Annotated in this window: 26 protein-coding genes and 6 pseudogenes; 10 read left to right on the forward strand and 22 right to left on the reverse strand. The window is 68.5% G+C overall.

The window, feature by feature from the left end:
• The first annotated feature begins 183 nt into the window (after nucleotides 1-183).
• A pseudogene (locus ACFYY6_RS35140) lies at nucleotides 184-1,081 on the forward strand (IS5 family transposase).
• A gap of 10 nt (nucleotides 1,082-1,091) precedes the next feature.
• On the opposite strand, the gene ACFYY6_RS35145 reads toward ACFYY6_RS35140, so the two are convergent.
• Entirely contained in the window at nucleotides 1,092-1,523 is a 432-nt protein-coding gene (locus ACFYY6_RS35145; RefSeq protein ID WP_388653480.1) for a transposase, read from the reverse strand.
• Between the two features lie 465 nt (nucleotides 1,524-1,988).
• Between ACFYY6_RS35145 and ACFYY6_RS35150 the strand changes: the two genes are divergently transcribed.
• Nucleotides 1,989-2,246: a hypothetical protein gene (locus ACFYY6_RS35150; RefSeq protein WP_388653478.1), complete on the forward strand. Its 258-nt coding sequence runs from the start codon at nucleotides 1,989-1,991 to the stop codon at nucleotides 2,244-2,246.
• Between the two features lie 37 nt (nucleotides 2,247-2,283).
• On the opposite strand, the gene ACFYY6_RS35155 is transcribed toward ACFYY6_RS35150, so the two are convergent.
• Genes ACFYY6_RS35155 through ACFYY6_RS35165 form a run of 3 tightly spaced genes read right to left on the reverse strand, consistent with a single transcriptional unit; the run spans nucleotide 2,284 to nucleotide 5,374 of the window.
• On the reverse strand, nucleotides 2,284-3,393 hold the full coding sequence (locus ACFYY6_RS35155) for a hypothetical protein (protein WP_388653476.1): 1,110 nt from the start codon (nucleotides 3,391-3,393) through the stop codon (nucleotides 2,284-2,286).
• An 11-nt stretch (nucleotides 3,394-3,404) separates the two neighbouring features.
• On the reverse strand, nucleotides 3,405-4,658 hold the full coding sequence (locus ACFYY6_RS35160; RefSeq protein ID WP_388653475.1) for a CynX/NimT family MFS transporter: 1,254 nt from the start codon (nucleotides 4,656-4,658) through the stop codon (nucleotides 3,405-3,407).
• Complete coding sequence (locus ACFYY6_RS35165; RefSeq protein WP_073791144.1) at nucleotides 4,649-5,374, reverse strand: FadR/GntR family transcriptional regulator; 726 nt, start codon at nucleotides 5,372-5,374, stop codon at nucleotides 4,649-4,651. Before ACFYY6_RS35165 ends, ACFYY6_RS35160 begins: the two co-directional genes overlap by 10 nt.
• Nucleotides 5,375-5,575: 201 nt before the next feature.
• On the opposite strand from ACFYY6_RS35165, the pseudogene ACFYY6_RS35170 reads away from it, so the two are divergent.
• A pseudogene (locus ACFYY6_RS35170) lies at nucleotides 5,576-6,239 on the forward strand (transposase).
• Here ACFYY6_RS35170 and ACFYY6_RS35175 read toward each other — a convergent pair.
• From ACFYY6_RS35175 to ACFYY6_RS35190, 4 genes and pseudogenes are all read right to left on the reverse strand, one after another.
• Nucleotides 6,240-6,554, reverse strand: a complete 315-nt coding sequence (locus tag ACFYY6_RS35175; protein ID WP_389197314.1) for a hypothetical protein — start codon at nucleotides 6,552-6,554, stop codon at nucleotides 6,240-6,242.
• Between the two features lie 67 nt (nucleotides 6,555-6,621).
• Entirely contained in the window at nucleotides 6,622-7,392 is a 771-nt protein-coding gene (locus tag ACFYY6_RS35180) for a transposase (RefSeq protein WP_389197316.1), read from the reverse strand.
• Between the two features lie 12 nt (nucleotides 7,393-7,404).
• Entirely contained in the window at nucleotides 7,405-7,584 is a 180-nt protein-coding gene (locus ACFYY6_RS35185) for a hypothetical protein (RefSeq protein ID WP_389197318.1), read from the reverse strand.
• A 222-nt stretch (nucleotides 7,585-7,806) separates the two neighbouring features.
• Nucleotides 7,807-9,038 (reverse strand): annotated as a pseudogene (locus ACFYY6_RS35190) (IS4 family transposase).
• Nucleotides 9,039-9,130: 92 nt separating this feature from the next.
• On the opposite strand from ACFYY6_RS35190, the gene ACFYY6_RS35195 reads away from it, so the two are divergent.
• Nucleotides 9,131-9,514: a transposase family protein gene (locus ACFYY6_RS35195; protein ID WP_389197320.1), complete on the forward strand. Its 384-nt coding sequence runs from the start codon at nucleotides 9,131-9,133 to the stop codon at nucleotides 9,512-9,514.
• A gap of 54 nt (nucleotides 9,515-9,568) precedes the next feature.
• Here the strand turns inward: ACFYY6_RS35195 and ACFYY6_RS35200 are convergent, their stop codons facing one another.
• Nucleotides 9,569-9,802 (reverse strand): hypothetical protein, encoded by a 234-nt coding sequence (locus tag ACFYY6_RS35200; RefSeq protein WP_389197322.1) that lies wholly within the window; start codon nucleotides 9,800-9,802, stop codon nucleotides 9,569-9,571.
• An 830-nt stretch (nucleotides 9,803-10,632) separates the two neighbouring features.
• Here ACFYY6_RS35200 and ACFYY6_RS35205 point away from each other — a divergent pair.
• On the forward strand, nucleotides 10,633-10,905 hold the full coding sequence (locus tag ACFYY6_RS35205) for a hypothetical protein (protein ID WP_351635654.1): 273 nt from the start codon (nucleotides 10,633-10,635) through the stop codon (nucleotides 10,903-10,905).
• A 50-nt stretch (nucleotides 10,906-10,955) separates the two neighbouring features.
• Here the strand turns inward: ACFYY6_RS35205 and ACFYY6_RS35210 are convergent, their stop codons facing one another.
• From ACFYY6_RS35210 to rpmF, 5 genes are all read right to left on the reverse strand, one after another.
• The gene (locus ACFYY6_RS35210; protein WP_351635652.1) at nucleotides 10,956-11,144 is read right to left on the reverse strand and encodes a hypothetical protein; all 189 of its coding nucleotides are present in this window, start codon (nucleotides 11,142-11,144) and stop codon (nucleotides 10,956-10,958) included.
• 423 nt (nucleotides 11,145-11,567) lie between these two features.
• Complete coding sequence (locus ACFYY6_RS35215; protein WP_388653716.1) at nucleotides 11,568-12,581, reverse strand: alpha/beta hydrolase; 1,014 nt, start codon at nucleotides 12,579-12,581, stop codon at nucleotides 11,568-11,570.
• Between the two features lie 370 nt (nucleotides 12,582-12,951).
• On the reverse strand, nucleotides 12,952-14,559 hold the full coding sequence (locus tag ACFYY6_RS35220; RefSeq protein ID WP_389197324.1) for an ABC-F family ATP-binding cassette domain-containing protein: 1,608 nt from the start codon (nucleotides 14,557-14,559) through the stop codon (nucleotides 12,952-12,954).
• A gap of 28 nt (nucleotides 14,560-14,587) precedes the next feature.
• Nucleotides 14,588-15,670 (reverse strand): radical SAM protein, encoded by a 1,083-nt coding sequence (locus ACFYY6_RS35225; RefSeq protein ID WP_351635642.1) that lies wholly within the window; start codon nucleotides 15,668-15,670, stop codon nucleotides 14,588-14,590.
• A gap of 29 nt (nucleotides 15,671-15,699) precedes the next feature.
• Nucleotides 15,700-16,011: a 50S ribosomal protein L32 gene (rpmF, locus tag ACFYY6_RS35230; RefSeq protein ID WP_388653719.1), complete on the reverse strand. Its 312-nt coding sequence runs from the start codon at nucleotides 16,009-16,011 to the stop codon at nucleotides 15,700-15,702.
• Between the two features lie 849 nt (nucleotides 16,012-16,860).
• On the opposite strand from rpmF, the gene ACFYY6_RS35235 reads away from it, so the two are divergent.
• Together ACFYY6_RS35235 and ACFYY6_RS35240 are read left to right on the forward strand one after the other, a co-directional pair.
• The gene (locus tag ACFYY6_RS35235; RefSeq protein WP_389197326.1) at nucleotides 16,861-18,033 is read left to right on the forward strand and encodes a serine hydrolase domain-containing protein; all 1,173 of its coding nucleotides are present in this window, start codon (nucleotides 16,861-16,863) and stop codon (nucleotides 18,031-18,033) included.
• Nucleotides 18,034-18,264: 231 nt separating this feature from the next.
• Nucleotides 18,265-19,248: an IS3 family transposase gene (locus ACFYY6_RS35240; protein ID WP_389197328.1), complete on the forward strand. Its 984-nt coding sequence runs from the start codon at nucleotides 18,265-18,267 to the stop codon at nucleotides 19,246-19,248.
• Between the two features lie 28 nt (nucleotides 19,249-19,276).
• Here the strand turns inward: ACFYY6_RS35240 and ACFYY6_RS35245 are convergent.
• From ACFYY6_RS35245 to ACFYY6_RS35260, 4 genes and pseudogenes are all read right to left on the reverse strand, one after another.
• Nucleotides 19,277-19,625, reverse strand: a pseudogene (locus tag ACFYY6_RS35245) (transposase); the annotation flags it as partial.
• 15 nt (nucleotides 19,626-19,640) lie between these two features.
• Nucleotides 19,641-20,843: an IS110 family transposase gene (locus ACFYY6_RS35250; RefSeq protein ID WP_389197330.1), complete on the reverse strand. Its 1,203-nt coding sequence runs from the start codon at nucleotides 20,841-20,843 to the stop codon at nucleotides 19,641-19,643.
• A gap of 203 nt (nucleotides 20,844-21,046) precedes the next feature.
• Nucleotides 21,047-21,232: pseudogene (locus ACFYY6_RS35255) on the reverse strand (IS630 family transposase); the annotation flags it as partial.
• On the reverse strand, nucleotides 21,229-21,768 hold the full coding sequence (locus ACFYY6_RS35260; protein WP_389197332.1) for a winged helix-turn-helix domain-containing protein: 540 nt from the start codon (nucleotides 21,766-21,768) through the stop codon (nucleotides 21,229-21,231). The gene ACFYY6_RS35260 and the pseudogene ACFYY6_RS35255, both read right to left, overlap by 4 nt.
• 112 nt (nucleotides 21,769-21,880) lie before the next feature.
• Between ACFYY6_RS35260 and ACFYY6_RS35265 the strand changes: the two genes are divergently transcribed.
• Nucleotides 21,881-22,477 (forward strand): TetR/AcrR family transcriptional regulator, encoded by a 597-nt coding sequence (locus tag ACFYY6_RS35265; RefSeq protein ID WP_388653734.1) that lies wholly within the window; start codon nucleotides 21,881-21,883, stop codon nucleotides 22,475-22,477.
• Complete coding sequence (locus tag ACFYY6_RS35270; RefSeq protein WP_351525422.1) at nucleotides 22,474-22,839, forward strand: DoxX family protein; 366 nt, start codon at nucleotides 22,474-22,476, stop codon at nucleotides 22,837-22,839. The genes ACFYY6_RS35265 and ACFYY6_RS35270 overlap by 4 nt, the downstream gene beginning before the upstream one ends.
• A 585-nt stretch (nucleotides 22,840-23,424) precedes the next feature.
• Here the strand turns inward: ACFYY6_RS35270 and ACFYY6_RS35275 are convergent.
• Nucleotides 23,425-23,940, reverse strand: a complete 516-nt coding sequence (locus tag ACFYY6_RS35275; protein ID WP_351526137.1) for a hypothetical protein — start codon at nucleotides 23,938-23,940, stop codon at nucleotides 23,425-23,427.
• 278 nt (nucleotides 23,941-24,218) lie between these two features.
• On the opposite strand from ACFYY6_RS35275, the gene ACFYY6_RS35280 reads away from it, so the two are divergent.
• Nucleotides 24,219-24,428 carry a DUF6207 family protein gene (locus tag ACFYY6_RS35280; protein ID WP_351526138.1) on the forward strand — a complete coding sequence of 70 codons (210 nt, stop codon included), beginning with the start codon at nucleotides 24,219-24,221 and terminating at the stop codon, nucleotides 24,426-24,428.
• Nucleotides 24,429-24,609: 181 nt separating this feature from the next.
• On the opposite strand, the gene ACFYY6_RS35285 is transcribed toward ACFYY6_RS35280, so the two are convergent.
• The 3 genes and pseudogenes from ACFYY6_RS35285 to ACFYY6_RS35295 form a co-directional block, all read right to left on the reverse strand.
• A complete protein-coding gene (locus ACFYY6_RS35285) occupies nucleotides 24,610-25,446 on the reverse strand; it encodes a purine-cytosine permease family protein (RefSeq protein WP_388653738.1) in 837 nt (278 codons plus the stop codon).
• The gene (locus tag ACFYY6_RS35290) at nucleotides 25,440-25,685 is read right to left on the reverse strand and encodes a hypothetical protein (protein ID WP_388653740.1); all 246 of its coding nucleotides are present in this window, start codon (nucleotides 25,683-25,685) and stop codon (nucleotides 25,440-25,442) included. Before ACFYY6_RS35290 ends, ACFYY6_RS35285 begins: the two co-directional genes overlap by 7 nt.
• A pseudogene (locus ACFYY6_RS35295) lies at nucleotides 25,682-25,877 on the reverse strand (hypothetical protein); the annotation flags it as partial. The gene ACFYY6_RS35290 and the pseudogene ACFYY6_RS35295, both read right to left, overlap by 4 nt.

Here is a 25,877-nt window from a genome sequence, read left to right on the forward strand (position 1 = left end):
AAACCCCCTGCCGAGGCAGGCGTTGGTCCCAATGCGCCGAGTGCGCCGGGAACGGCAGAGTCCATCCATGAACATTTCTCGGCTCCGTAGAAGCACAGTCAAGTCCGGTGTGCTCACCTTGGTGTGCGCGGTAGCCGCACTGGCGGTGATCTTCGCGTCGAGCTGTCCGCAACGATCACCGCCATGTGTGTCTGCGTGTGCAAGGCCTCCTATGACTCGTCGTTGACGGATGCTCAGTGGGCGGTGATCGAGCCGCTGCTGCCGGTGCGGGACCCGCGCCGGGGCGGCCGTCAGCTGAAGTTCCCGCGTCGGCTGATCGTGGATACCGTGCTGTACGTGCTGGTCAGCGGCTGCGCGTAGCGGCTGGTGCCGCACGACCTCGCGCCGTGGGACGCGGCCTACCGGTGGTTTCGCGCCTGGACGGCGGACGGCACCTGGGACCGGGTCCACGACGCACTGCGCGAGCGGGTCCGAGTGGCGGACGGCCGGGACCCGCAGCCTTCGGCGGCCGTACTGGACTCGCAGTCCGCCCGTAGTCATCAGAGCGGTCAGGCCATCGGCTACGACGCGGGCAAGCGCGTACGGGGGCGCAAGCGGCATCTGCTCGTAGACACCTGCGGGCTCGTGCTGCGGGCGGTCGTGCACTCGGCCTCGGTGCAGGACCGGGCGGGCGCGAAGCTGGTTCTCGCCGGGATCCGGAGCCTGTTTCCGCAGGTCGGGCTGATCTGGGTGGACGGCGGCTACGTGAACGTGGCCGAACGCGGGACTGGTCGGCTGGGCGGCCGAGCGCGAGAACCTGGAGATCGTCGCGGTGCCGCGCAACGCGGATGTGAAAGGGTTCCAGGTGCTGCCCCGCAGATGGGTGGTCGAGCGGACATTGTGCCCAACCTCCTGGCTGGGACGGTGCAGACGGTTGGCACGGGACTACGAGCGCAAGACCGCGCACGCCGAAGCAATGATCAAATTCGCGATGATCCGACTCATGGCCGCGCGCCTCGCCGGCGAGGAGATCGAACCACGCGGCCCCATCGAGACCGAAGCGGCCCGCCGCCTCGCCGACGACCTCAAGAGCCAGTACTGACTTCGGCGTGTCAGGGTGATGTTGGGGTGTCGGGGGTCAGGCCGGTGCCGGCTATGAAGCCGTCGAGGGTGTCGGGCCGGTACCGGAGGCGATTGAATCGGTTGCGGACGAGGGCTTCGAGTCGGTCGAGGGCGACGACGGCAAGGTTGGCCAGGCTGTGCTTGACGTGTGCCCAGACCCATTCCACGGGGTTGAGGTCGGGCGAGTAGGCGGGCAGCAGGAACACCGTCAGCCACTCGCGCTGGTCTATCAGCTCGCGCATGGCGTGGGAGACGTGGGTGTTCAGGCGGTCCCACACCAGCACGATCGGCGCCTTGAGAAGCTGATAGGCGCCGTCGATCAGGGCGATGAAGTCGCGCTCGCCCATGCTGCGGCATTTGCCCTTGCCCGCAGGGTGGGTGCGCAGGCGGTGGCACAGCCGGGTGCGGGAGCCGGGCCGCATGGCGATCAGCGACGAAGCCTACGGCCAGGACCCGCAGTTACGCGCACGCCTGGAGCGGATCGGCATCGGCTACATGATGGCCGTCGCCTGCTCCACCCGGGTCCGGATCAACCAGGGCCGCACCCCTGTCCGCGCCGATGTCCTCGCCGACCGCTTGCCCGCCTCTGCCCGGCAGCGGCACAGCGCCGGAGCCGGCGCGAAGGGCCCGCGCTCCTACGACTGGGCCTGGATCCACACCGGCACCGGCGTCCATCGCCACCTGTTGATCCGCCGCAACCGGACCACCAGTGAACTCGCCTTCTACCTTGCTGGTCACCTACCCAGGTCACCCTGCACGAGCTCGTCCGCGTCGCCGGTGTCCGCTGGAGTGTCGAGGAGTGCTTCCAGGCCACCAAGAGCCAGGTCGGCCTGGATCACTACCAGGTCAGGCACTGGACCTCATGGCACCGGCACATCACGCTCGCCATGCCGGCCCTGGCCTTCCTGACCGCCCTCGCCGCCGACGCGAACCCCGCCCCTGCCGATCCGCAACATCCCGCCCGCAGCCACGACCCGATCATGCTGACCGTCCCGGAGATCCGTCACCTGCTCGTCGCCGTCTTCATCCCTCCGGCCATGACTGCCGCCAGACTGCTGCATTGGTCCACCTGGCGCAGACGCCACCAGGCAACAGCCCGACGCAGCCACTACCAACGACGATCCGCCGATGGACCCGCTGGATAGATCACGAAACCGCACTGGAGTACTAGCCGCAGCCGGGTCAGCGGCTGTGGCGCGGCGGCAGGACGAGCCGCGGATTGGGATTGAGGAGGACCTCTGCGGGACCGAACTTCTGGGCGAGTTGGTGGATTTCCGGATCGTCGAGGAGAAGCAGGTGACCGTTGTCCACGAAACGCTCGCCGTCGAGGGTGATGGTGGGCGCGTCGAACTGGCAGTCACAGTGCGCGTGTCCGGGACCGTTGCGGTCGATCGTGCCCTGTGTGGTGAGGCCGTCGAGGCCGAAGTAGAACGCTCCGGCATGCTTCTCACGTTCGAACTGGGTGCCGCCCGCGGACCGTACCTTGGGGTTGAGGCCGATGAGAGCGTGCCGCATGTAGTAGCCGTTCGGTGCGTAGCGGCGCAGTTCGGCGGCAGCCGCGCTCCCTTCAATGGCGGTCACGCGGTTGCCGGCCAGCTCGAGAGTGATTCGCTCGGCGGGTACACCTGTGACCGTGGACTCCTCCATCACGACGACACCGTCGGTCTGGTCGGGGTAGAAGTTGGCGCCTCCGTAGGGAAAGGGCCGCCACATGCCGCTGGTGAGGGGGGTGCTCGGGTGACCGGGGGTGGTGAAGGCGCGGAAGGTCACGTCTGTCCCCAGGGTGGTGGTTACCCGTATTTCCTGGGCCGCAGTGATCCGGGCGTATGCCCTGGCCTCCAGCGCGAAGTACAGCTCAAGTGGGAACCGCGCCCCGGTGGCCAGCGCCGCAGCGGTCGCTGTCTGGTGCAGTGAGACGAACCGTGCCTTTTGCTTGGCGATCTCGTTGAAGAAAAGCTGGGTTGTGTGCACTTCGCCCCACCAGGTCAGCGAGATCACCACGTCGGCGGCGGCGTGTGCGGAGGCCGGCAGCGGTGAGGGCGTTGCGGCGTCCCACCCGCCGGCGCTGAACGGCGGCAGGGACAGTACATGCACTTCGGCGTTGCGGTAGGCGGCCGCCGCCGCGATGGCCTGGATGACCACCGGGTCGGTGCCGTGCTCGGCCAGGATCAGCACTTGCTCGCCCGCCGCGACTGCGGCGTATTCCAGCAGGTTGTAGACACCGGGCATGAGTTCGCTGATCGACAGCGGTGCTGCCGTCGGTGTGTCGAGGTAGCTGAAGGGGGCGGTCATGGTCATAACATTCACTCTCCGGTGCGTATGGGTGTGCGAGTTCGCGAGGTGGCTTGCAGACACAGGTCACGGCCTGCGCCAAAGCCGACGACGGCCTGGATGAGAGTCAGGGCGACCAGCAGCAGGAGTGGCAGCGTCCATCCGCCGGTGAGGTCGTGCAAGACGCCGAGGAGGAGCGGCCCTGTGGCGGCCACGAGGTATCCGACGGACTGGGCCATCGAGGCCAGGGCGGCCGCCTGTGATGCGTCCGCCGCACGCTGGCCCTGGAAGGTCAGGGCCAGGACCAGGCACGCTCCGCCTCCCAAGCCTGTGAGCACGCTGGATACGACGGCCCACTGGGGGGCTACCGCCAGCAGGGCGAAGCCCAGGGCGCCGATCGTCGATGCAGATGCTGCCAAGATCCGCTGGTCCTTCCACCTGCGGGCAAGGAGGGGGAGCGCACTGCTGGAGAGGAGGCCGATGATCTGGAAGAGGAACAACTGCCATCCGGCTGCGGCCTCCCCCACCCCGTGATCGTGCACGATGCTGGGCAGCCAGGCGATCGTGCTGTAGAAGCCGAGTGACTGCAGCCCCATGAAGCCGCTGACCTGCCATGCGAGGGAGGAACGCCAGGGGATGCGCTCTCGCGACGCACGTGCTGGTGCCGGAGAGTCCGTACGCCGGTGCTGCGGCGCCCACACCACGAAGGCCAGCACGGCCAGCACGGCCCAGCAGCCCAGGGCAGTGCGCCATCCGCCGGGCAGATGGTCGGCCAGCGGGACCGACACCCCGGACGACACGGCGGCCAGCAGGCCCATCGCGGTGACATAGAGGCCGGTCACCTGGCCGATCCGGTCCTCTGGCACGGTGCTCTTGACGACCGAGGGCAGCAGTACGTTGCCGTAGGCGATCGCGGCTGCGACCACCACAGTGCCCACCCACAGGAAGACCACCCCGGGCAGGGAGCGCACCAGCAGCCCGGCTGCCAGCACTGTCAGCGAGGCGCCCAGAGCCTGCGGTGCCCCGTAGCGGTGCGCGGTGCGGCCGACCAACGGGGAGGTGGCGGCAAACGTCAGCAGCGGAAGAGTGCCGAGCAACCCGGCCCAGGTACCGGACAGGCCGGTCGTTTTCTCGATGCTGGGAAGCAACGGTCCCACGCCGGTCAGTGCGGCGCGCAGGTTCCCCGCGACCAGCAAAACACCTATCAGCAGCCACACCGTGGACCGCCTGCCCGGCGCAGTCTGCCTCGCCTGGTCCAGGGAGTGGTGGGAGTGGCTCACTCGCATGCCGACCGGTCCCGTTCGACCGCGCTGTCCTGCCCTGCGGCCAGCCGGGCGGTCATGTGCACCAACATGGATGCCGCATGGCGGGCAGCGACCACATCGCCTGCGCTGATCGCCTCGACGAGTGCGCTGTGCCAGTGATCGTGCTTGGCAGCAACGTCGTCATCCCATGGCAGCACCGTCAGGAGAGCTGACAGGGCGCTGCCCAGGTATTCGTACAGCTCCACGAGCAGCTCGTTGCCGCTGGCCTGGACGACTGCGAGGTGAAAGGCGACATCGGCGACGGCGACCTGTGCCATCGATCCCGAGCGGTTGCTTTCGCGGGCCGCGGCGAGGAGTTCTTGCAGCCGAGCGGTGTCTGATTCCGATCGTCGTTCGGCGGCCAGTCCGGCGGCGTGCTCCTCCAGAACCGCCCGCAGTTCCAGGACGTCCGCCGGCGCCGTGGCGGCCGCCCTGCGCAGTAGAACCGCCTCCAGCTCACTGGTGACCCGGACGTAGGTACCATCCCCGACTCGCGCCTCCAGCAGGCCGAGATGGACAAGTGCTCGCAGTGCTTCGCGAATGGTATTTCGGCTCACCTGGAGTGTTTCGGCCAGTTCCTGTTCGCCCGGGATCCGTGTCCCCACCGGCCACCGCCCGGACGCCAGTTGTTCCCGCAGCTGGTCAGCGACTTGCGCAGCCAGAGTCGACGCCCGGCGCGGCTGTCGCAGCCCCTCCATCAAAGACCTCCAAATGTTGGACATTAGAACATCTAGAGAGAAACATGAGGCAGCGTCACCGCGCCAGCACTATGTGATGCAGGCCACATGGATGTTCCTGAGTGCGCAGATCGCGCCCTATCGCTGCTTCGGAAAAATCGGCGATGCTCCCGGGACTGGGCGGTGCCCCTCAAATGATCCCGAGTAGTGGATCAGGGTCGGGTGATACGTCGCCATGAACTGTCCGATGTGGAGCGGGAGTTCGTCCGGCCACTGCTGCCGGTGTCACTGCGGGGCCGGAAGCGGCTGAATGACCGAACGGTGCTCAACGGGATCGTGTGGAAGTTCCGCACTGGGGGTGGCCTGGCGGGACGTGCCCGAGCGGTACGACCCGCGGGCCACACTGCACACCCGCTTTCGCCGGTGGAACCTGGACGGCACGCTCGAGGGCATGCTCCGGGCCGTCCCGGACCGGTCCGGGGCACCCGTATCGCTTCCATCACGGCGGTGAACCGGGTGCGGTCGTTGGTGCTCCCGCCCGTCACGGTGAAGTCGAGCGGGCGGCCTGCCCATGTCCTGGGCGACAAGGGCCACAGCTCCAGAGACACCCGCACCTGGCTGCGACGGCGCGGCATCAGCCACACCGTCCCGGAGCGGGCCGACCAGATCCGCAACCGGCTCCGACGCGGCAGCCGAGGCGGACGCCCGCCGGCCTTCGACAAGCAGCTCTGCAAGCAGCGCAACGTGTCGAACGCTGCTTCAACCGCTTGAAGCAACAGCGAGGCATCGCGCGGCCCGCTACGACAAGACACCCGAGAACCACCTCGCCGGCCTCCACCTGGGTGGGGCGGTGATCCGGATACGCAGCCTCCGCCCCACACCTTGATCACGACTCAGGACAGGCCCTGGCGGCCACGAGTCGCTCGAACAGCCACCGGGGAAGGCGGGTGAGCGCAGCTCGGAGCACCGTCCTGTGTCCCCGGCCCGGCTTCAGGGCAGCGGTGACGGCCCGCGTACGCGCCAGCCACCAGTCCACAGGCATGGTGCCGCCGGGCAGGTCGTTTCGGGTCGGAAACAGCCGGTCGCCGGGCGCCCCTGCTTCACCGGGCGTGCGCAGATTTACGGGACCCATCACGGGGATCGCCTGGCCGGCGGCGCGGGGCCAGGCGTCTTCGGCCCACTGGGTGATCGCGTGGACCATGGCTGTGAGGTAAGTGCTGTCCCGTAAATGATCTACGGCATGCTGGTTGATCAGCGTTGTTTCCCGGTCATCCGGCGAGGGTGAGGTTGTGGAGGCGAGCGATGCCGAGCATGGCGTGGCGAACGCCGTCGCCTTTCAGGCGGCAGTCGCGGAGGATCTTCCAGGTCTTCATGCGGGCGAAGGCGTGCTCGACTCGGGCGCGGACCTTGCGGTGCGAACGGTTGTGCTCTTCTTTCCAGTCCGGGAGTGCGGCCTGACCCCGTTCGCGGCGGTGCGGGATGACCAGGCCGGTGCCGCGGTAGCCACCGTCCGCGATCGCCGTGGTCTTACCGACAGCGGCCTTGGCGCCGGACAGCTCCCACGCCTTGCAGTCGTTGCGGTTGCCGGGCAGCGGCAGGCCGACCGCGACGACCAAGCGGGTACCGGCATCGATGACGACCTGGTGGTTGGTGGAGTACCGGTAGTTCTTCGACTTCTCGGCGACCGAGTGGTCCCGCGTGGGGACCAGGGTGCCGTCCACGGTCAGCACGGTGTACTTGCGGAACCGCTGGCGGGGATGGAGCGCGAGCGACGGGCCGAGATGGTCGACGATCCGGTCGGCCGCGGACTTCGACACCCCGAACAAGGGGGCGAGTTGGCGCAGGGTGAGGTTGGTCCGCCAGTACGCGGCGACCAGCAGGACCCGGTCCTCCAACGGCAGGCTCCAGGGCCGGCCCTTGCGGACTGGGTCGGCACCCTCACGCCGTAGCGCGGTGACCAACTTGCCGAACTGCCGAGGGCTCACCCCAGTGAACGGGGCTATCCAGGACGACTCCGACGCCGTGATCACACCAGCCACGGCGAGATCATCTCACCCCTGACCAGCAGTTACGGGACAGCCCTTAATGGACCCGCCGGTCTCTTTCTCGAACACCGCGAGCGCACCGCTGTCCAGCACGAGGTACCGGTACTCGAGCCCTTCTCCGTCCTCGTACTCGTAGTGTCCCTTGTCACCGCGGTCTTCGCTGTTGAAATGAATTCGTATCGACATGGCGGCACCTTAAGGCGGCTCCTAGGGCCAATACCGGTGATTTAGGTGTTTTTCTGGTGCTTGCTGGTTGGTTTGGTGGGTGGGACGAGTGTGATTGCCCTGGTGGGTGGTCGGGGCGGGTTGCGGTGGTGGGTGTGTTTGAGGTGCCAGTTGGCCATCTTGCGTTTGATGACGCGTGGGTTGGAGCGTTGCCTGCGGGGTGGCAGGAGTCGTTCCAGCAGCTCACGGATGGTGTGGGTCAGGGCCTGGCTGAGTCGTGAGGGGGGAAAGTGCCGCCTGGTCGGTGACGTGGCGGCGGGCGATGCGAAGAGTGCGGGTGAAGGACAGCCGGTCGGGGTCGAGGCCGGTCTGGTGAGCGGTGTGGTGCATGACGTCCCGAAGTGCGTGGTGGACGAGGAGGAAGCCGTAGATTTCCTGCTCGACGCCATCGGGGTATTGCGATCTCAGGACCAGCTGACGGCCACCTTGGTGGGTCTTGATCTCGTCCAGGGTGTTCTCGGTCTCCCAGCGCTGATGGTAGAGGCCCGCCAGATCGGCAGCAGAGGCCTCCTGCGGGTTGCAGACGGTCGTGATCAGCCGGTATACGGTGCCGTCGTCCTCACGGCCGAGGGTGTACTCGATGACGCGGACCCGGACCGGATCTTGGCGCTTGCGGTCGCCTGCCGCGACGATCTCGGACAGGTAGGAGCCGTCCTCGAAGGCTTCGAGGAACGGGAGCACGATGTTCTTGCGGACGCGCCACAACAGGTCCGCGCCCGTGCCCGAAGCGGCCCGCCACAGCTCGAATCCGGTGATGCCGCGGTCGGCCATCAGCAGCATTCCCGGCCCGAGCCGGCCCAGCAGGCCGGGAATCAACTGCTGTTCATGAACCGACAGCGGGCCGGTTGCCGCGGCGAACACCGCGTGTGTCCCGCACTCCACCAGCGCAGCGACCCTCACCTGCGGGTAGGCACTGCGCTGCTGTCCCCGGCCGGATCCGGGACGGCCGAAGTACGTGCTGTTCGCCTTGGTGTCCGGGACGTCGAAGACGGTGCCGTCCACGGCGACCAGTCGCCACCCGCGATACCAGGCACCGGCCGTGTCCTGGACGGCCACCGGTCGGCACACCCGCGCGAACAGTGCCTTCAACGGCTCCGGCCCCAGCCGTCTGCGGGCTCTGCCGATCGCACCCGTCGTCGGCACGTGCCATGGCTTCTCCCACTGCCGCACCCGTTCCAGGCCCTGCGTCAGCAGCCGGGCGACTTCCTCATAGCCCTGCCCGGAGAACAGGCACATCGCGAGCACGAAATACACCACCACCCGGGCCGGCAGCAGCCGGGAACGCTGTTCCCGGCGCCCGCACTCCGCGATCACCTCATCCACCACCCCGGGTGGAAACACCCGCGTCAACCCCCCAAAGCGATCCGGTCCGACAACCGCTCACCCGACGACTTCACCTGCCCAGGCCTTGGCACAACACATCCAACGACCAACACAGCTCAAAGTCACCGGTATTGCCCCTAAGGGCTGTCCCGTAACTGCTGGTCAGGGGTGAGATGATCTCGCCGTGGCTGGTGTGATCACGGCGTCGGAGTCGTCCTGGATAGCCCCGTTCACTGGGGTGAGCCCTCGGCAGTTCGGCAAGTTGGTCACCGCGCTACGGCGTGAGGGTGCCGACCCAGTCCGCAAGGGCCGGCCCTGGAGCCTGCCGTTGGAGGACCGGGTCCTGCTGGTCGCCGCGTACTGGCGGACCAACCTCACCCTGCGCCAACTCGCCCCCTTGTTCGGGGTGTCGAAGTCCGCGGCCGACCGGATCGTCGACCGAGTCGAGCACGCCTTCGCCCGCATGAAGACCTGGAAGATCCTCCGCGACTGCCGCCTGAAAGGCGACGGCGTTCGCCACGCCATGCTCGGCATCGCTCGCCTCCACAACCTCACCCTCGCCGGATGACCGGGAAACAACGCTGATCAACCAGCATGCCGTAGATCATTTACGGGACAGCACTTAGGGACGCGGCGTCCGCCGACCCGTGCCGAACTCGCCGAGCGGCGCGACGAGGCCGGGATCGGTCACGGAGGGCTGGTCGTCGAAGGCCACGGTCGCGTGCGGGGCGGGGGCGGAAACGGGCTGTCCGGGGTCCGCCGCGGACGCCTGGCCGGTGGCCGCGGCCGCGGCCGCGATGACGACACCACCGGCCACAGCCATGGCACCGGCAAGCAAAATGATCTTCTGCTTCATGCTGGCTCTTGCCTTTCGCTCTGCTCGACATTTCCCGCTTCTCGTTTCTGGACCACCGAGGGGGTCCAGGCGGGGGCGCTGTGCGTCGACGGCGGGGTTGTCCGCCGGCGCGGGGGCAGCGCCCCCGCGGCAGACCCAGTCGATCACGGTGGACGGGCACGATCCCAGGCAGTTCCACCGGCAGAAATACGGTCGGCGTTCTTCTGCCGGGCCTCGGATCTACCGTGCCGACGCAGTTGCTGCTGCACCGTCGGGGTCGCGGTTCCGGTGCCGGGTGTCCGTCGCGGGTGCCCGTCGGCGTCGTTGCCGCCGCGGACCGTCGCATGCGCTCGGTCCGGCTCGGCCAGGACCTCGCCACTGTGCAGCAGTGGATGTGCGAGCAGGCCCTCGAACCCACGGCCGGGGACGAGAAGCGCAGAGTGGTACGCCGGACCGCCTGAGCTGCACGGGACCGACCCGGTCGAGACCCCGTGGATGCAGGCCTGCCCCGACCGGCTCACCATCACCCGCGACGGCGCCGTCGATCCACCAGGGCCACCACGCGCTGTCCCGCCCCACCGCCACCGAACCCCGGCCCGCCGCCCGGCTCGCGCCCGGCGCGTTCGCGCTGCCCCTGATCAGGACGGCGACCCTCGATGAAGCCGCCCGGCACGCTCCGGGCGCGGACGGACCGCTGCCGGCCAACTGGGAGTTGCACCGCACGCTGACGGAAAAGCTGGAGAGCCGGCAGAAGGAGGGCACGCTGCGCGAGAGCCCGCTGCTGCTGGTCGAGTGGCTGGCGTCCCGAACTGTGCGCCTACGTCGCCGGGCAGGTCGGGGACCGGGCCCGAGTGGAGCGGTGGCTGCGTGACTTCGGCGATGAGGTGTACCGCCGCCCCCGCCCGCAGGACTCCGCCGGAACCGAACGGCTCGTCCGCATCGGCGCCCTGTACCTGAGGTACCTCCGCGACGGCCACCAGGGCGAGGACGCACGGGAGATGGCCCTGACCCTCGCCCTGTGGGCGGGCTCGCAACTGGCGGCGCTCATGCTCGACGACCCCGAGCGGATCGGCGCGTACCTGAACGCCCGCGATCACACGTTCCCGCCGCCACCGTCGTCCTGAACGGACACCAGGGAAACGTGAACAGGTACCGATGCGGATCCGGGTCCTGTTCAGCGGGCGGACTGTGTGACGCCGCTCGCGAGCTGGCCGAGGAAGCTGATGATCCCCTGGCCCACGGGCGTCGGAGCGATGAGCACGCCCAGGGTCAGGACGATGATCACCGTGAACTTCTCGTCCAGCCGACTGCGCGCCTCGGTACGGCGGCGCGGCCGGAACACGATGACGACCGCGAGCAGCACCGCTACGTTGACCCGTAGATGCGGCCCCGGGCGCACCTCCCGTGCGGGGGGCTCGGCTCCCGAGCCGCGGCGCGGCGGGGCCGGCCCGGGGGGAGCATGTGTGCGTCGTCATCGGGTGGCGAGGGCTGCGATGGCAACGGCGGCGCCGAGGCACGTCACCAGGAGCGTCGCACCACCCATGGCGACCGTCAGCGGCGTGGCGAGGGTGGGGTGCTGGTGCGTCATGTAGGCGAGTCCGCCCATCGCCAGGCCGATGACGACGACCAGGACCAGCAGCAGGGTCAGGATCAGCAGGATGCGCAGGGCACGCTAAGACACGATAGATCTCCGTTTCGTTCGAAGACTGCGAACGCCTCCCCTGCAATGACCTGGCCCTTCCCAGCCTCGCCGCGACACTGTGCTGCTACGAGCGACTTCTCCGGCTCACCGCACAGGACACTGTCTCAGCAGACGGCAGAGCCAACGGAAGCGGGTCCGGCGGGCGTCTCGGGAGACTTCAGCCTGTGGCACCAGTTGGTCGAAGCCGTGGAAGCCGCCTGACCATATGTGCAGTTCGGCATCTCCGCCGGCTTGCCAGATGCGCGTCGCGTACTGGATGCATTCGTCACGAAAGGTCTCTGCGGCACCGGCGTCCACATAGGCGGGCGGCAACCGGGACAGGTCCGCTGCGCGGGCGGCCGCGGCATAGTACGAGACCTGCGAGCTTTCCCGTTTCTCGCCGAGAAGAGCGGTCCAACCCAGGCTGTTGGCACGGCGGTCCCACACTCCCAGTCCGGTCATCTGGTGTGCCGAGGGACTGTCGTTGCGGTCGTCGAGCATGGGACACATCAGCAACTGGCCAAGGATGGCGGGGCCCTTTCGGTCGCGGGCCATCAGGGCCAAAGCAGCCGTGAGGCCTCCGCCGGCGCTGCCGCCAACGGCGATGACACGTTGGCGGTCCACGCTGAGCATGCCGGCATGGCGGGCGAGCCACATCAACCCGGCGTAGCAGTCCTCGATCGCCGCTGGGTACGGGTGCTCAGGTGCCAGCCGATAGCCGACGGATACGACCGCCAGCTCGAGGGGCTCAGCCCACTCGTGGAGGATCGTCTGCATTCCGGTGCGGTTGGATCCGCCGATCATGCCTCCGCCGTGCATGTGGTAGATGACCGGCGCTTGTTGGCGTAGGCCGGTGGGGCGTGCGAAGAGGAGCGAGACGTCCGGTGCTCCGTCCGGACCGGGGGCGAGGAACTCTTGGATCTCGAACCTGCCGTGATCGCGCAGCTCCTCGAGTGAAGGGTCCGTCGTGGTGAGTTGCGCACGCCACCGGGGGATGTCGTCGGCCGACGTCGGCGCGTTCTCCTGGGGCGTGCCCAGGTTCTCCAACTCCGCGTTGAGTTCGGGGGCGAAGGGCACGGGCGGCGCCGTGAGCCGCGTCTGATCTCGGTTGCTGTTCATACTCTTTCTTCCTCTCGATGTGTTCGCCGAAGATCTCGGAATTGAGCGGGCAGTGCAGTGCCGTGATCCAGGTACGACGTCGTGACTGAAGAAACGGCTGATCGGTTGGCTTGCCGCAGAGGGTGTTGATGCCGAGCACCGCCAGGTCACCCAGCCGTATCTGACACTCACCGAACTCGCCGTGGAAGATGGCGGATCCCGCAGACGAAGACGGGGCTCACCCAGCCGTACGCCACGGCCCCACGGCACGGTGAGCGCGTGATGGCGCGCGTGGATCGGCGCGTGACAACGGCGCGCGAACGAGGAGGCGGGGCAGTCATGTGACGACCCGCCTCCTGGCCCGCTTGTCGTAGTGCCCGATCCCAGACGGTCAGATGCCCAGGTCCCGGCGCTGATGCATCCGTCCGTTTCCGTCGAGCTCGATGATGGTGTCGACGCCGATCCGTTCGAGGAACGCGAAGTCGTGGCTGACGACGAGAAGCGCGCCGCGGTACGCGTCGAGGGCTTCGGCGAGTTGCTCGACGCTGGCGATGTCGAGATTGTTCGTCGGCTCGTCCAGGATCAGCATCTGGGCAGGCGGCGCCGCCAGGAGGAGCCGGGCGAGCGAGACCCGGAATCGCTCCCCGCCGGAGAGTGTGCGGACGGGGCGGTCCACGCTGTCACCGCGGAGGAGCAGCCGGGCAAGCTGGTTACGGATGGTGCCGGCCGGCGTGCCTGGGGCGACAGCCTGTACGTTCTCCATCGCGCTGGCGTCATCATCGAGCCCATCGAGACGTTGCGGGAGGAAACCGATGAGTTCGGTGACAAGGCGGCCGCGCGGTCGCCCCGGAGTCGGCTCGACACGCTGAACGAGCTGCTCGATCAGGGTCGACTTCCCGGCGCCGTTCGCGCCGACGAGCGCCACCCGTTCCGGGCCCTGTATCACCACGGTTCGGCCCTCGTCCTCCAGTTCCGCCAGCCGTCGTCCTCGTGGGACGTCCGGATCGGGCAGGACGAGATGGATGTGCTCCTCGTCGCGGACGCGTGCGTCCGCAACATCGACGGCGGCCTGTGCGGCTTGGACTTTGTTGTCGAGAGTGGAGCGCAGTGATCCCGCGGATGCCTGAGCCTTGCTGGCGCGGTTGCCGGCGAGGATCTTCGGGATGCCGCCGTCCTTCTGGGTCTTCTTCCCAGTCCGCTCACGGCGCGCCAGCTTCGTCTCCGCCTCGATGCGTTGCCGTTTCTCGACTTTGAGCGCCTGCTGGGCTGAGCGTGCGGCCTGCGCCGCGGCCGCCTGCTCCTGCTCCTGGTGCTCCTTCCATGCGCTGTACGGGCCGCCGAACGTGTCCAGGGTGCCGCCGTAGAGCTCGGTCGTGTTGTCCATGTGCTCCAGCAGTTCGAGGTCGTGGCTGACGACGACGAGCGTCCCGGGCCACTGGTCGACGAACTCGGCGAGCTTGGCGCGCGTGGCGCGGTCAAGGTTGTTGGTGGGCTCGTCGAGCAGAGTGATCGGAGCGCGACGGATGCGCAGCCCGGTGATCGCGATGAGCATGCCCTCTCCGCCGGAGACCTCGGCCACGCGGCGGCCGAGGTCTGCGGCGGAGAACCCGATCTGGTGCAGTGCTTCGTCGGCACGGGACTCGATGTCCCAGTCGTCACCGATCGCATCGAAGTGGCGTTGGTCGACATCGCCGGACTCGATCGCCTTCATCGCGTCGAGGATCTCGTGGACGCCGAGCAGCTCGGCGATGGTGGTGTCCTGCCGCAGTGTGAGCGTCTGCGGCAGGTAGCCGACCTCGCCCACGGTGTCGATCTGCCCGGCAGTCGGCCGCAGGTCACCGGCGATGAGCCGGAGCAGAGTGGACTTGCCGGCGCCGTTGCGGCCGATCAGCCCGGTTCTACCGGCAGTGAAGGTGCCGTTGACACCGGCGAGCGCGACGGTGCCTTCGGGCCACTCGAAAGTCAGATCGCGCAGCACGACGGCGGACTTCGTAGACATAGTCAGTGCTTCTCTCTTCTCTCGTCCGTCAACCGACGGGCGTGACGGGGATCAGTTCTGTGTCGGCTGAGGCAGCCCCCGGGGAAGGCGTGGCGAAATACCTCGCGTGCAATTGCCCGCAGGCGGCCTCGATGCCCGTGCCGAACTGGCGCCGTCTGGTCGTGTGCACGCCGCGCGCGGTGAGCCCGCGCACGAACTCGTCCACGCGGGTCGAGGACGGTGCGCGATACTCCGGCGCCGCGCCGACCGCTTCGTTGTAACGGATGACGCTGACGTGGAACAGCTCGGGCCTGGAGCGCCGGTGGACCAGCTCGGCGAGGGCAGCGCGGTGGTCGTCGCTGTCGTTGACGCCGGCAATGAGCAGATAGGCCAGGTAGACCTTGCGACGACGCGTGGCAGCGTGCCGGTCGAGGATGTCGAGGCTCTGCGCGAGCGGGAACGTCTGCTCGAGCGGGATGATCCGCGCCCGCTCCTGCGGAAACGGCGAGTGCACCGAGAGCGTGATCGTCACCTGCGGGTGCTCATCCACGAGGCGGGCGAGATTCGGTGCGAACCCGACCGTGGAGACTGTGACCCGTCGCGCGGACATGTCGGCGTAGGCGGCGTCCGTCAGCAGCGTCAGCGCGTCGAACACATGCGGGTTGGCAAGGGCCTCCCCCATGCCCATGAACGCGACGCTGGCCGGCCTCGGCAGGCCCGTGCGCGTCCAACGTGGATGCATCACCTGTGCGACGATCTCGTCCGCTGTGAGGTTGCGTATCAGGCCGACCGCCCCAGTGGCGCAGAAGGTGCAGCCCAGACCGCATCCGGCCTGCGACGAGACGCACATGGAGTCCCATCCGGCTCGATAGTGCGAGACAACGGTCTCGATCCGCGCTCCGCCGTCCGATGCGAACAGCACCTTCTCGACCTGCTCGTCCCGTTGCACCTCCAGCGGAGTCAGCGGGTGCAGCAGCGGCCCGAACCGCTCCGCGAGCTCGCCGCGAAGGCGCGCCGGGAGGGCGTGGACATCGGCGAAGGTCTCGGCCGTCGAGCTCTGCCACGCGGTGATGAGCTGGTGAAACCGGAATGCGGGCATGCCCGTCTGCGCGAGGTGATCGCGAATGCGCATCCAACGGCTCCTTGGGGTCAGGACGGTGCTCATGCGTCACCACCGGTAGGAGGCAAGACCTCACGCCCCCGGTAGAAGCCGCAGTGCTGGCAGGCGCGATGCGAGGGCGTGGCCTTGCCGCAGGCGGGATTCGTGCAGGTGGCAAGGGCCGGAGCGCCGGTCTTCCAGTGCGCTCGACGATGACGAGTGCGGGAACGCGAGGTGCGATGTTGCATGGGAATGCCATTCGTGAACGGGTTGTGTGAGCCAGCGGAACTGGCAGGACAACCGACCACGGGGCCGTGTGTCGATGCGGCGAGAGGTGCGAGTGGAACTGGCAAAGAGCCACGCTCCTGCGGCATGGGAGCCGCTGCCCGAATGCCGGGCGGGAGGAGGTTGCATTCTCAGCAGGTCGTAGTCGCGCGTTCGCAGTCATGCACCCGGGACCAAGGTCGGTGCGATGCGATGCGAACGTGCCGGCGAGATTCACGCGGCGGTGTCAACGCCCGGAAGGGCGGACTCACGCGCGTGCGTCGAGAAACGATCGTTCACCGATGTGGACGACGCCCACACGAGTGAAAGCCACCGGCAGTTCGGTGGCTAGAACCTGTCTACCTCAATCAGTCCCATGCCCTCCATCGTATCAGCCTTGCGTTGCCGGTCAGTACGCAGCCGTATTCGTCAGTGACGTGTGCAGGAGCCGGCGGTCCGGACCTGCCTCGGCTCTTCATCAGTACGTGCTCGATGGTCGTGCTGTACGCCCACGCCGGCCACCAAGCCGGAGCCGCCGCCGTGCGCGAGACGGTTCACGGCGCACCAGAGATCGGCCTGCGCCAACCGCGGGCGGGGTTGTAGTCGACGTCGCGGGCCCGCTGCGAGACCGGCGAGCACGCCGACGTCCACGAGACGAAACCCGGAAAGAAGACGGCGGGGAAGGCCCCGGCGAAGAAGCAAGCGAAGCCGAAACACTCCTAGTCTTCCGAAGCCTCTGGCAGGGAGTCGGTCTCCTCGACGGTCGTGGCGAACAGGGCGTCGTCCGTCGGCGACGTCTCCGCCCACCAGGGGGTCGACCCCGACGGCTTCCGGGGCCGGGCCGGGGGCGCTTCCGGGTCAGGGCCGGGGCGGATGCCCTCCTCGTGGACGATCCCGGCGGGCGCCTGCGGGCCGCAGGATGATCGACGATCACGCACCGACACCATCGAGGAGCGCTCATGCGTCCGCGTACGCCCCGCACTGTTCTCACCGCCGCCATCATGCTCGCCCTCACGGCCGGGCCTTTGGCGGCTCCCGCCTCCGCCGCGACCCCCGGGGCGGTCACGCGGGCGGTGAGCGGCCCCGACGCCGATGCCCTGCGCGCGGCCATCTCCGGTCTGCCCGATGCCGACGCAACGGCCGCGCTGGTACGGGTCGGGGGCACGGACGGCAGTTGGCGGGGCAGTGCGGGGGTGCACGACCTGGTGAGCGGCCGGGCGGCCGACCCCCGTGCCCTTTTCCGGGCGGGTTCGACGACGAAGGTGGTGACGGCGGCGGTCGTGCTGCGGCTGGCGGCACAGGGCAGGGTCGATCTGGACGCGCCGGTGCAGCGCTATCTCCCCGGGCTGCTGACCCCCGCGTTCGAACCCGTCCCGGTACGCCGGCTGCTGAACCACACCAGCGGCATCAAGCCGGGCGAGGGCTGGGGCGACGACTTCAAGGACCAGTACGCGCACCGCTTCGACATCTTGACACCCGAGCAGGTCGTGGCGTCGGCGGTGGCTCAGGGGCCCGCGTTCGACCCGGGTGAGCGACAGGAGTATCTGAACATCAACTACACGATCCTCGGCATGCTGATCGAGAAGGTGACGGGGCAGTCGTACGCCGCTGCGGCCGAGCGGCTGGTGCTTCGTCCGGCCGGTATGCGCGACACGTACTTCCCGGGGACCGATCCGCGCATCCGGGGACCGCACAACCGCGGCTACGAGTCAGTGCCGGGGCCGGACGGGACCAGTCGGCTGGTGGACGTGACGGAGTGGAACCAGGCGGACCGCTGGGCGGCCGGCGACATGATCTCCACGACCGCGGACCTGGAACGGCTCGTCACGGCGTTGTTCCGGGGGCGGATCGTGCCGCAGCCCCAGTTGCGGGAGATGTTCACCCTCCCGCCGGGGATCGGCGACGCCACCTACAGCGCGGGACTCCAGCGGTTCGAGTACGGGAACACGGTCTACTGGCTCAAGTCGGGCGCTCGCTACGGCTACAGCACGCAGATCGCCGCCACCGCGGACCTGAGCCGCACGCTGGTCTATTCGGTCAACTCCACGAACGCCAAGGGCTCATCGGGGAACCCCGTCGCCCAGCGCATCGTCGAGGCCCTGCTCCGCCAGGGGAAACGGAAGCACTCGTGAGCGGCCCCCGGGCGTCCGCCAGGCCGGCGGCGTAACCCGGCGCCGCCAGGCGGTCCGTTCACCCTGATTCCGGGCTGAGAGGGGGTACCGCAGACTTGGTTGTCTGACTTGTCTTCCCAGGTCAGAGGTTGTCCGCGATGTTGTCCGGGCGTTGTCTGCTGGTTGTCTGCGGACAACGCGCGGACAACCGACGGACGACATCGCGGACAACGTCCGGGCCCGGCGTGGCCGGTGACCTTCCCGGCAGGTCGCGCCCCGGGTCGCGCCCTGGATCCTGCCCTGGGTCGCGTCCTAGTCGCCTACATCGACCAGTACAAGGAGACGTTCGGCGTCCAGCCGATCTGCGACGTTCTCGCCGAGACGGACGCACCGATCGCGCCGAGCACCTACTACGCCGCCCGCACCCGCCCGCCCTCGGCCCGCAGCCTGCGCGACGAGGAACTCACTTTGCAGATCCGCCGGATCCACGAGGCCAACTACGGTGTCTACGGGGCACGCAAGGTCCACGCAGCCCTGGTACGCGAGGGATTCGAGGTGGCCCGCTGCACGGTCGAGCGTCTCATGCGAGCGGCCGGACTGCGCGGGGTGATCCGGGCGAAGAGCCCGCGCACCACCCGGCCGGCTCCCGAGACCGCCCGGCCCGCCGACCTGGTCGAGCGGCAGTTCACCGCGACCGCGCCGAACCACCTGTGGGTAGCGGACATCACCTACATCCGCACCTTCTCCGGCTGGGTCTACGCCGCCTTCGTCATCGACGTCTTCTCGCGCATGGTCGTCGGCTGGCAGGTCGCCACCAGTCTCTACACCGACCTCGCCCTCGACGCGCTGGAGATGGCGATCTGGCGCCGCCGGCACACCGGCGCCGACCTCACCGGCCTTACACACCACTCGGACCGCGGAGTCCAATACCGAGCTCTCCGCTACACCGAACGTCTCGAACAGGAGGCAGCCGTGGCCTCGGTCGGCTCCAAGGGCGACTCGTGTGACAACGCCCTGGCCGAGGCGTTCAACAGCCTGTTCAAGGCCGAGCTGATCCGCAACAAGGGACCGTGGACCGGTATCAACGACATCGAGATCGCGGTCGCCGAGTACATCGACTGGTTCAACCAGCGCCGCCTCCACGGCGAGCTCGGCCACGTCACCCCCGTCGAACACGAGGCCGCCCACTACCTCGCGGCCGAGCCTCCAGCATCACTCCAGAAAACCAGTTACTGAGGTTGAACTCGTGGTGTCGCATGGTCGGTCAGGTAAGCCTGATGGTCAGGCCGGTCTCGGCGAGGCAGCCGTCTATGAGGTGGCTGCGGTACTGGATGTGCCGTAGGCCGCGTCGGATGCGTTGGATGAGGTGTTCCGGGGTGGTGAAGGCGACGTTGGAGAGCCAGCCGCGTCGCAGAAGTGACCAGATGCCTTCGACGGGGTTGAGGTCGGGTGCGTAGGGCGGCAGGTAGTAGATGGTCAGCCAGTCGGGGGGCTTCGGCGAACTCCCGGAGCCCGGCGGCCTTGTGGACGTTGAGATTGTCCCAGATGAGCACGATCGGGCCTCCGAGTTGCTGGTGGGCGGCGGTCAGCAGGTCCCGGTAGTCACGCCAGGAGTCTCAATGATGAAGTCAAGTCGCCAGAGTGACTGGCGGGGCGGAGGTGAAGACCCGGTTGTCACGCAACAGCGCCCACAAAACGCTGGCCCGTCGGCGTGCCAGGGCGATGACCGCTTGGACGTGCTTGCACCCCTCGCCGCGCTTCTTGAGATAGAAGTCCCGGTTCGGGCCTTCGCGGATGATGCTGGTCTGCGCGGACATGTAGAACACCCGCCGCAGGCGGCGACTGTAACGCTTGGGCCGGTGCAGGTTGCCGGTGCGACGGCCCGAGTCACGCGGAACGGGCACCAGCCCGGCCGCCGAGGCCAGGTGGCCAGCGTCTGTGTAGGCCGACGGGTCGCCGGCGGCGACGACGAATTCGGCGCCGCGTATCGGTCCGATGCCGGGCAGGGACTCGATGATCTCTGCCTGCGGGCGAGCTCGGAAGGTGTCGCGGATCTTCCGGTCGGTATCCTTCAGACGGTCGTCCAGGGCCAGGATCTGCCCGGCCAGGTTCGCCACGGTCTGGCCCGCGGCATCCTCGCCGGGCAGCGCGGTCTGCTGGGCTTCGGCGGCCTCCAGCGCGGTGCCGGCGACCGTGTCGGCGCCTCGGACGCTGCGGTTGGCCAGCCAGGCCGTCAGCCTCGCACGGCCGCGGCGCCGGATCGCAGCCGGAGTCTGGTAGCCGGTCAGCAGGACCAGCGCGCCCTTGTGGGCGGAGTAATCGAAGGCCGGCTCCAGGGCAGGAAAGACGCCGGTCAGCACATCCCGCAGCTGGTTGATCATCCGTACCCGGTCGGCCACCAGGTCACTGCGGTGAGCGGTCAGCAGGGCCAGGTCGGCGGCCAACTGGGCGGGCGCGTCGATGGTGGCGAAGTCCCGCCGGTGGCGGACGGTCTCCGCGATGACGTAGGCGTCGCGGGCGTCGGTCTTCGCCTCGCCCCGGTAGGCCCCGGCCATGCGATTGACCGTGCGGCCGGGCACGTAGACGGCCTGCTGGCCGTGAGCCGCGAGCAGGGCCAATAGCAGTGCGGAGGACGTGCCGGAGATGTCCACAGCCCAGGCCACCTCGTCCGCCAGCTTCAGGATCTCGCCCATGGCGGTCAGGATCGCCGACTCGTCGTTCTCGATCTTCTTGGACCACAGCGTGGCGCCGGTCTTGTCGACCACCACCGCCCAGTGATGCCCCTTACCCGCGTCGATACCGGCCCTGAGCTGGTCCCGTTGCTCGTTCACTCGCACCTCCTCGTTCCGCACCGCGTGCCGTCGGCCCGAGGAACACCCCGCTGTCATCTCCGTAATCAGCGACCGCATACTGCGCGCACATCTCAATCAGCAGCCAGGGCGCCCCGGAGAGCCGGGCGGCCACTCCTGGCAAGCCACTGAAGGCAAAAGCTCTTTAGCCACACCCGTCCCTCCCGGGCCGCCCAACAACTTACGGAAAAGCTCTTGCGCCCGTCGCGGCGGCCGTCGTCCCGGCCTGGCCGGTAGATCAACCGGGACCGGTGGCCGGGCTTGTAACAGGTCAGGGCGGCAATGGAGACCCGTCTCCCGGACCGGCCCCGTACCCGGACCACCGGGGTCCGGCCGCGCTGGGACCAGGTCTTCGCCTGCGGCGGCGTCATAGAGAAACCGGCCTCGTCCTCGAACACGAGCCAGGCTCCACGAGCCGCCGCGAGCCTTCCGCGCAGGGCCACACCTCCTTGACCCACCCGGCCACCGCATCGTCGTCCCGCTCGATGGCGCGCCGGGCCGGGACCTGGCAGGACCAGCCGTTACGCACCAGCAGCTTGCGAACGCCCTGAACGGTGTAGGTCATATGGAAGCGCCGGCCGATCACCGTCTTCACACGGCTCAGGGTCCAGCGCTGATCTTCCCACCCATGCGCGGCCGGCCCCTTGGCCAGCTCCGCCTCCAGCTGCGTGAACTGCTTCTCGCTCAGCCTCGGCAGCGACGCCGGCCCCTGCGACCGCAGAGCCCGCGGACCGCCCTCCTCCCACGCCGGCCGCCATCGCTGCACCGAGCGGACACTGACCCGCAAGTCCCTGGCGATCACCGAACTCGCCTCGCCCCGGGCGAACCGACCCGCCGCCTGAAGCCGTAATTCCTCCCGGAACAACTGCCGTTCGGCGGTCAGCCCGCCCCCTTGTGGATACCGCATGCACCGGTGATACCGCACGAACGACAAGCCGTCAGCCCCTACGACACCACGAGTTCAACCTCAGTAACCGACACTATTGCGTCGGCGTAGCCGCGCCGACTATCTTCTGAACATGTTCACTGAACGCGTTCAGGCAACTCGCGCCGAACGAAAACAGCGGACCACCACCCGCATCATCGAGGCCGCCGAAAGACTCTTCCAGGAGCGTGGCTTCCAGGGCACAACGGTGCGGCAGATCGCGGCGGAAGCGGGTGTTTCCGTGGGTGCCGTCATGGCAGTGGGAGACAAGGAGTCTCTGCTGAGCCTTGTCTACGACCAAGCCATCGCCGCCCGCATCCCCGCGCCACCGGTGGCGGAGTCCGCGGCCTCCGCGGTCGACTACCTGGCCCATTACTTCGACCCGTTCCTCGATTTGTTCGCCGAGAACGAAGAACTCGCGCGCGCGTACTTCCGGACCCTGACCCGTGGTCAACCCGAGAACGCGGCCCTCCGCGGGCTGCGCACGCTGACCGAGCACAATCTCACCGCTGCGATGGTGAAGGCGGGAATACCCGACCCCCGCGCCCGGCACGGTGCGCAGGTGATGTTCACCAGCTACCTGGGTGAGCTGATGCTGCTTGCTGCGGGGTCCACCGACCGGCAGCAGACGGCAACCGGGATCCGGCGCACCGCCGAATTCGTCACCGTATACGAAGAGGATGGCCGATGACCCTCTCTGAACTCCCGTCTCCCGTCTGGCCGATCCTGATCCTGCTCGCGATACAGGCAGGCGACGCCGCAATGATGCTCCGTCCACCGAGATTCATCGTCGACTGCCTGGACGGCATACGGTTCCCGCGCGACTGGTGGTGGGCGCTGATCACCCTTAAGGCAACATCCGTAGTGGGGCTCATCGTCGGGCTCTGGGTGCCCGGCGTCGCCATGACCACCACTGCTGCGATCGTTGTCTACTTCCTGGCGGCCGCTGCATCCCACATTCGCGCGCGAGCCTTGAACTCCACGTTCTGGGTCAACTGCCTGGGAATGCTACTGCTGTCCCTGGCTGTGCTCATGGTGAGCTTCGCGCCATGAACCGCCCGGTGCAGACGGACCCGCAGGGTGATGGGTGAGCAGCCGGCCACTGCGGCCGCCTGTGCCCCTGGCTGCAAGGATGCTGACTCCAGTTCAGCCGGATGGGCAAGCGCGCGGGTTCAACAATGGCTGGATCGCCGGCCGCATCGGGCTCCGGCACACCATGGCGGCCGTCGGCGCCGTCTTCCTTGTCGCCGCGATCGACTCCGGCCCCGCCCTCCGCCTCTTCTCCCTGACAGCTCACTCGCAGGCGCGGACGCGCGGGCGTTCCTCACCCCCTGCGCGCGGCGGTGGATGCTCATCGCCGGCGCTGTGCCGACGCTCGTCTACCTGGTCACCGCGCTCGCGGTCCCCCAGTCGCCGCGTCCCCGCGCGGGCGAGCCACCGAAGCACGCAACCTGCTGTAAAGGCTCCAGGACATCACGGGGTTCCGGTATAGGAGCGGGGGCCGGTGGCGTCCAGATCGAGGGTGCGGGAGCCTAAAAGGTCGTCGGTTATGGAGGTGGGACGGCCGTCGGCGCGGTGCGCGTAGTGGCGGTGGCTGAGGGAGCGGCCCCCGAAATGCGATCTCGCGGCCTCCGCTGGTCATCCGGGCGGCACGGCCGACGGCGTCGTAGCCGTACTGGGTGATCGCGCCGGTGGGGTGATGCGGCGGGCCCGGCGGCCCAGGGTGTCGTAGGCGTAGTTCATGGCGCGGCCGTCGAGGATTTTGGTCTTGGTCCGGCCACGCCGGTCGTATGCGTAGAGGATCTCGCTGTCCGGTCCGGCCGCGTGCAGCAGGCGTCCGGCCCGGTCGTACGCGTAGGTGGTCACCTTGCCTGCCACGTCCTTGCGGACAACTTGGCCGAGCTGGTCGTAGGTGTAGGACACGGTCCGGCCGAGTGCGTCGGACCGGGCGGTGAGCTGCCCGGCGGCGTCGTATCGGTAGGTGAGGGTGCGGCCGGAGGACAGGTGCCGGTACATCGACGGGGTGTGCGGCAGCACGCCCTCGGAGACGAGCCGGTACATGACCTGGTGCAGCGTGACGCCGCCTTCGTAGCTCTCCACGATCTGGCGGGCCCGGTCCACGACGGCCGGCCACCGGATCCGTTCATGTGCCATACGGGTACTTGTACCCGCCCCTGCCCCGAAGACCGCAGGCCCGCGCAGCGGTGCAGCCTTACGGGGGGTCCTGGCCGCTCGCTGGGGCATTGGCGCGGCTCCCGGGCAGTGGTGCAGCCGGCCCGGTCCTGTCGGCGGGCGCGGCTGCCCTTCGTGTCTACGGGCCGGGGGCGAGTCGTGCGAGCGGTACTGGTCGGGTCGGTGACCGGGCTCCCTCGTACGGATGCTCCCTGTCCGGCCGGCCAACCGCAGGCACGGTCGGCGCCGTCGGTGAGGGCATGCAGATCGACGAACAGCACATCGCCGGGCCGGGGCTCGTAGTCCTGGACATCACCGCCGCGGACGAGAGCACCCTGCGCGCGGTGTTGGAGGGCCTCCAGCGGCAGTGGGCAACCTCCGGTATCGCCCCGGTGCGGCGCCTTCCGGGTGAGCCCGGGGTCCGGGCACGGGTGTACGCCGACGTGCATCGCCCCGGCCCGGCTAACTAGTGCCGCATCAGGCAACGTTCGCCCCGTCGCGACGCCCGGCACGCCCTCTCGCCGCACCGGCCGAAATCCCAAGTACATCCAGTACGAGGGCTTCCGGCCGGCACACCGAGAGCACGTACCGGACGCGCTCCTTGACGGGCAAACGTTGCCTGCCGCGGCACTAGCCCCACCCCCGTCTACCTCACGTGATGGCCCTGCCGCGCGGGGGAATCTGCCTTCGCTGGCAGCAGGGCCCATACGCGACCTGGTTTTGGCGCACCCGGTCGAGTTGGCGGGAGCAGAGGGAGCGGAAGAGGGCCGTGTATGTCAGGCCGCCGACGAGTGGGCCGAGCAGCGCGGACACGTCCGCTCCGTTCAGCGTCGACGCGACGGGCCCGACGTACAGCGAGTTGAGGCACAGGAGCGCGACGCCGGTGCCGAGGAGTTGGGCGGCGACCCCGGCCATGTTGATGCCGCCGTGGTACCAGTAGGCGCTGGTGGGGGTCTCGTCGTGGAGTCCGGGGCCACGGTAGTGGTTCCGGCGCAGGATGACGTCGGCGACGCTGATGGCGAGGCCGGGGCCGAGGACGGCGACGGTGAGTTCGAGGACCTCGTTGAGCGCGTCGAGGAAGTCGGTGATGAACAGTGCATAGACGGTGATCGCGGTGGCGGCGAGGCCGTCGAGCAGGACAGCGGCCCACTGGCCGATGCGGATGCCCACGGCCTGCAGGGCGAGGCCGGAGCTGTAGGTGGTGAGGATGTTATTGGCGACGGAGCCGAGAACGATGGCCAGCAGGAGCAGTGGGTAGAACCAGCCGGGCACGATGTCCTTGAGCGAGGTCTGAGGGTCGGTCATGTCGACGGCGGTGCTGGCGAGTACGCCCACGATGCTGAGCAGGACGGCCGACGCGAAGCCGCCGAGCGTCGTCCACCATGCCACGGCTCGCGGGGAGGTGTCGGCGGGCAGGTAGCGGGCGTAGTCGGCGCCGCTCCCCCACGACAGCGGGACGGACGCCATGATCGCGAAGCCGATCAGCATTGCGGCACCGAGGTCAGCGCCGCGCAGTGCGCTTCGGGGACTTGGCCGGGTTCGGCGTGGGTGACGACGAAGGCGGCCAGTAGCACCAGCGTGGCTGTCAGTGCGGCGGTGAACAGGGGGCTGAGGCGCAGGATGAGGGCGTGGCCGTAGACGCTGACGAGCAAGGTCGTGCCGGCCAGTACGGCGACCACGGCCGCCTCGACCGCCGTCGTGACCGTAATGCCTAGTACTGCAATCACAGTTGCAGGTTGTGGCCTCGGCGTTTGTAGTGACTGCGCCGGGCCCGGGTCTGGCTGAGGCGTCTCCACCATGACCAGCGCAGATGGTGCTGTGGCATGAGGCGGTGCGGGCAGAGGACCAGGCCGATGAGGCGGCGGATCTCCGCGACGGACAGGGGTATCAGGGCGGTTTGCCCTAAACGGCAGCCCCTT

This window comes from Streptomyces sp. NPDC001750, assembly GCF_042892615.1.
Lineage (GTDB): Bacteria > Actinomycetota > Actinomycetes > Streptomycetales > Streptomycetaceae > Streptomyces.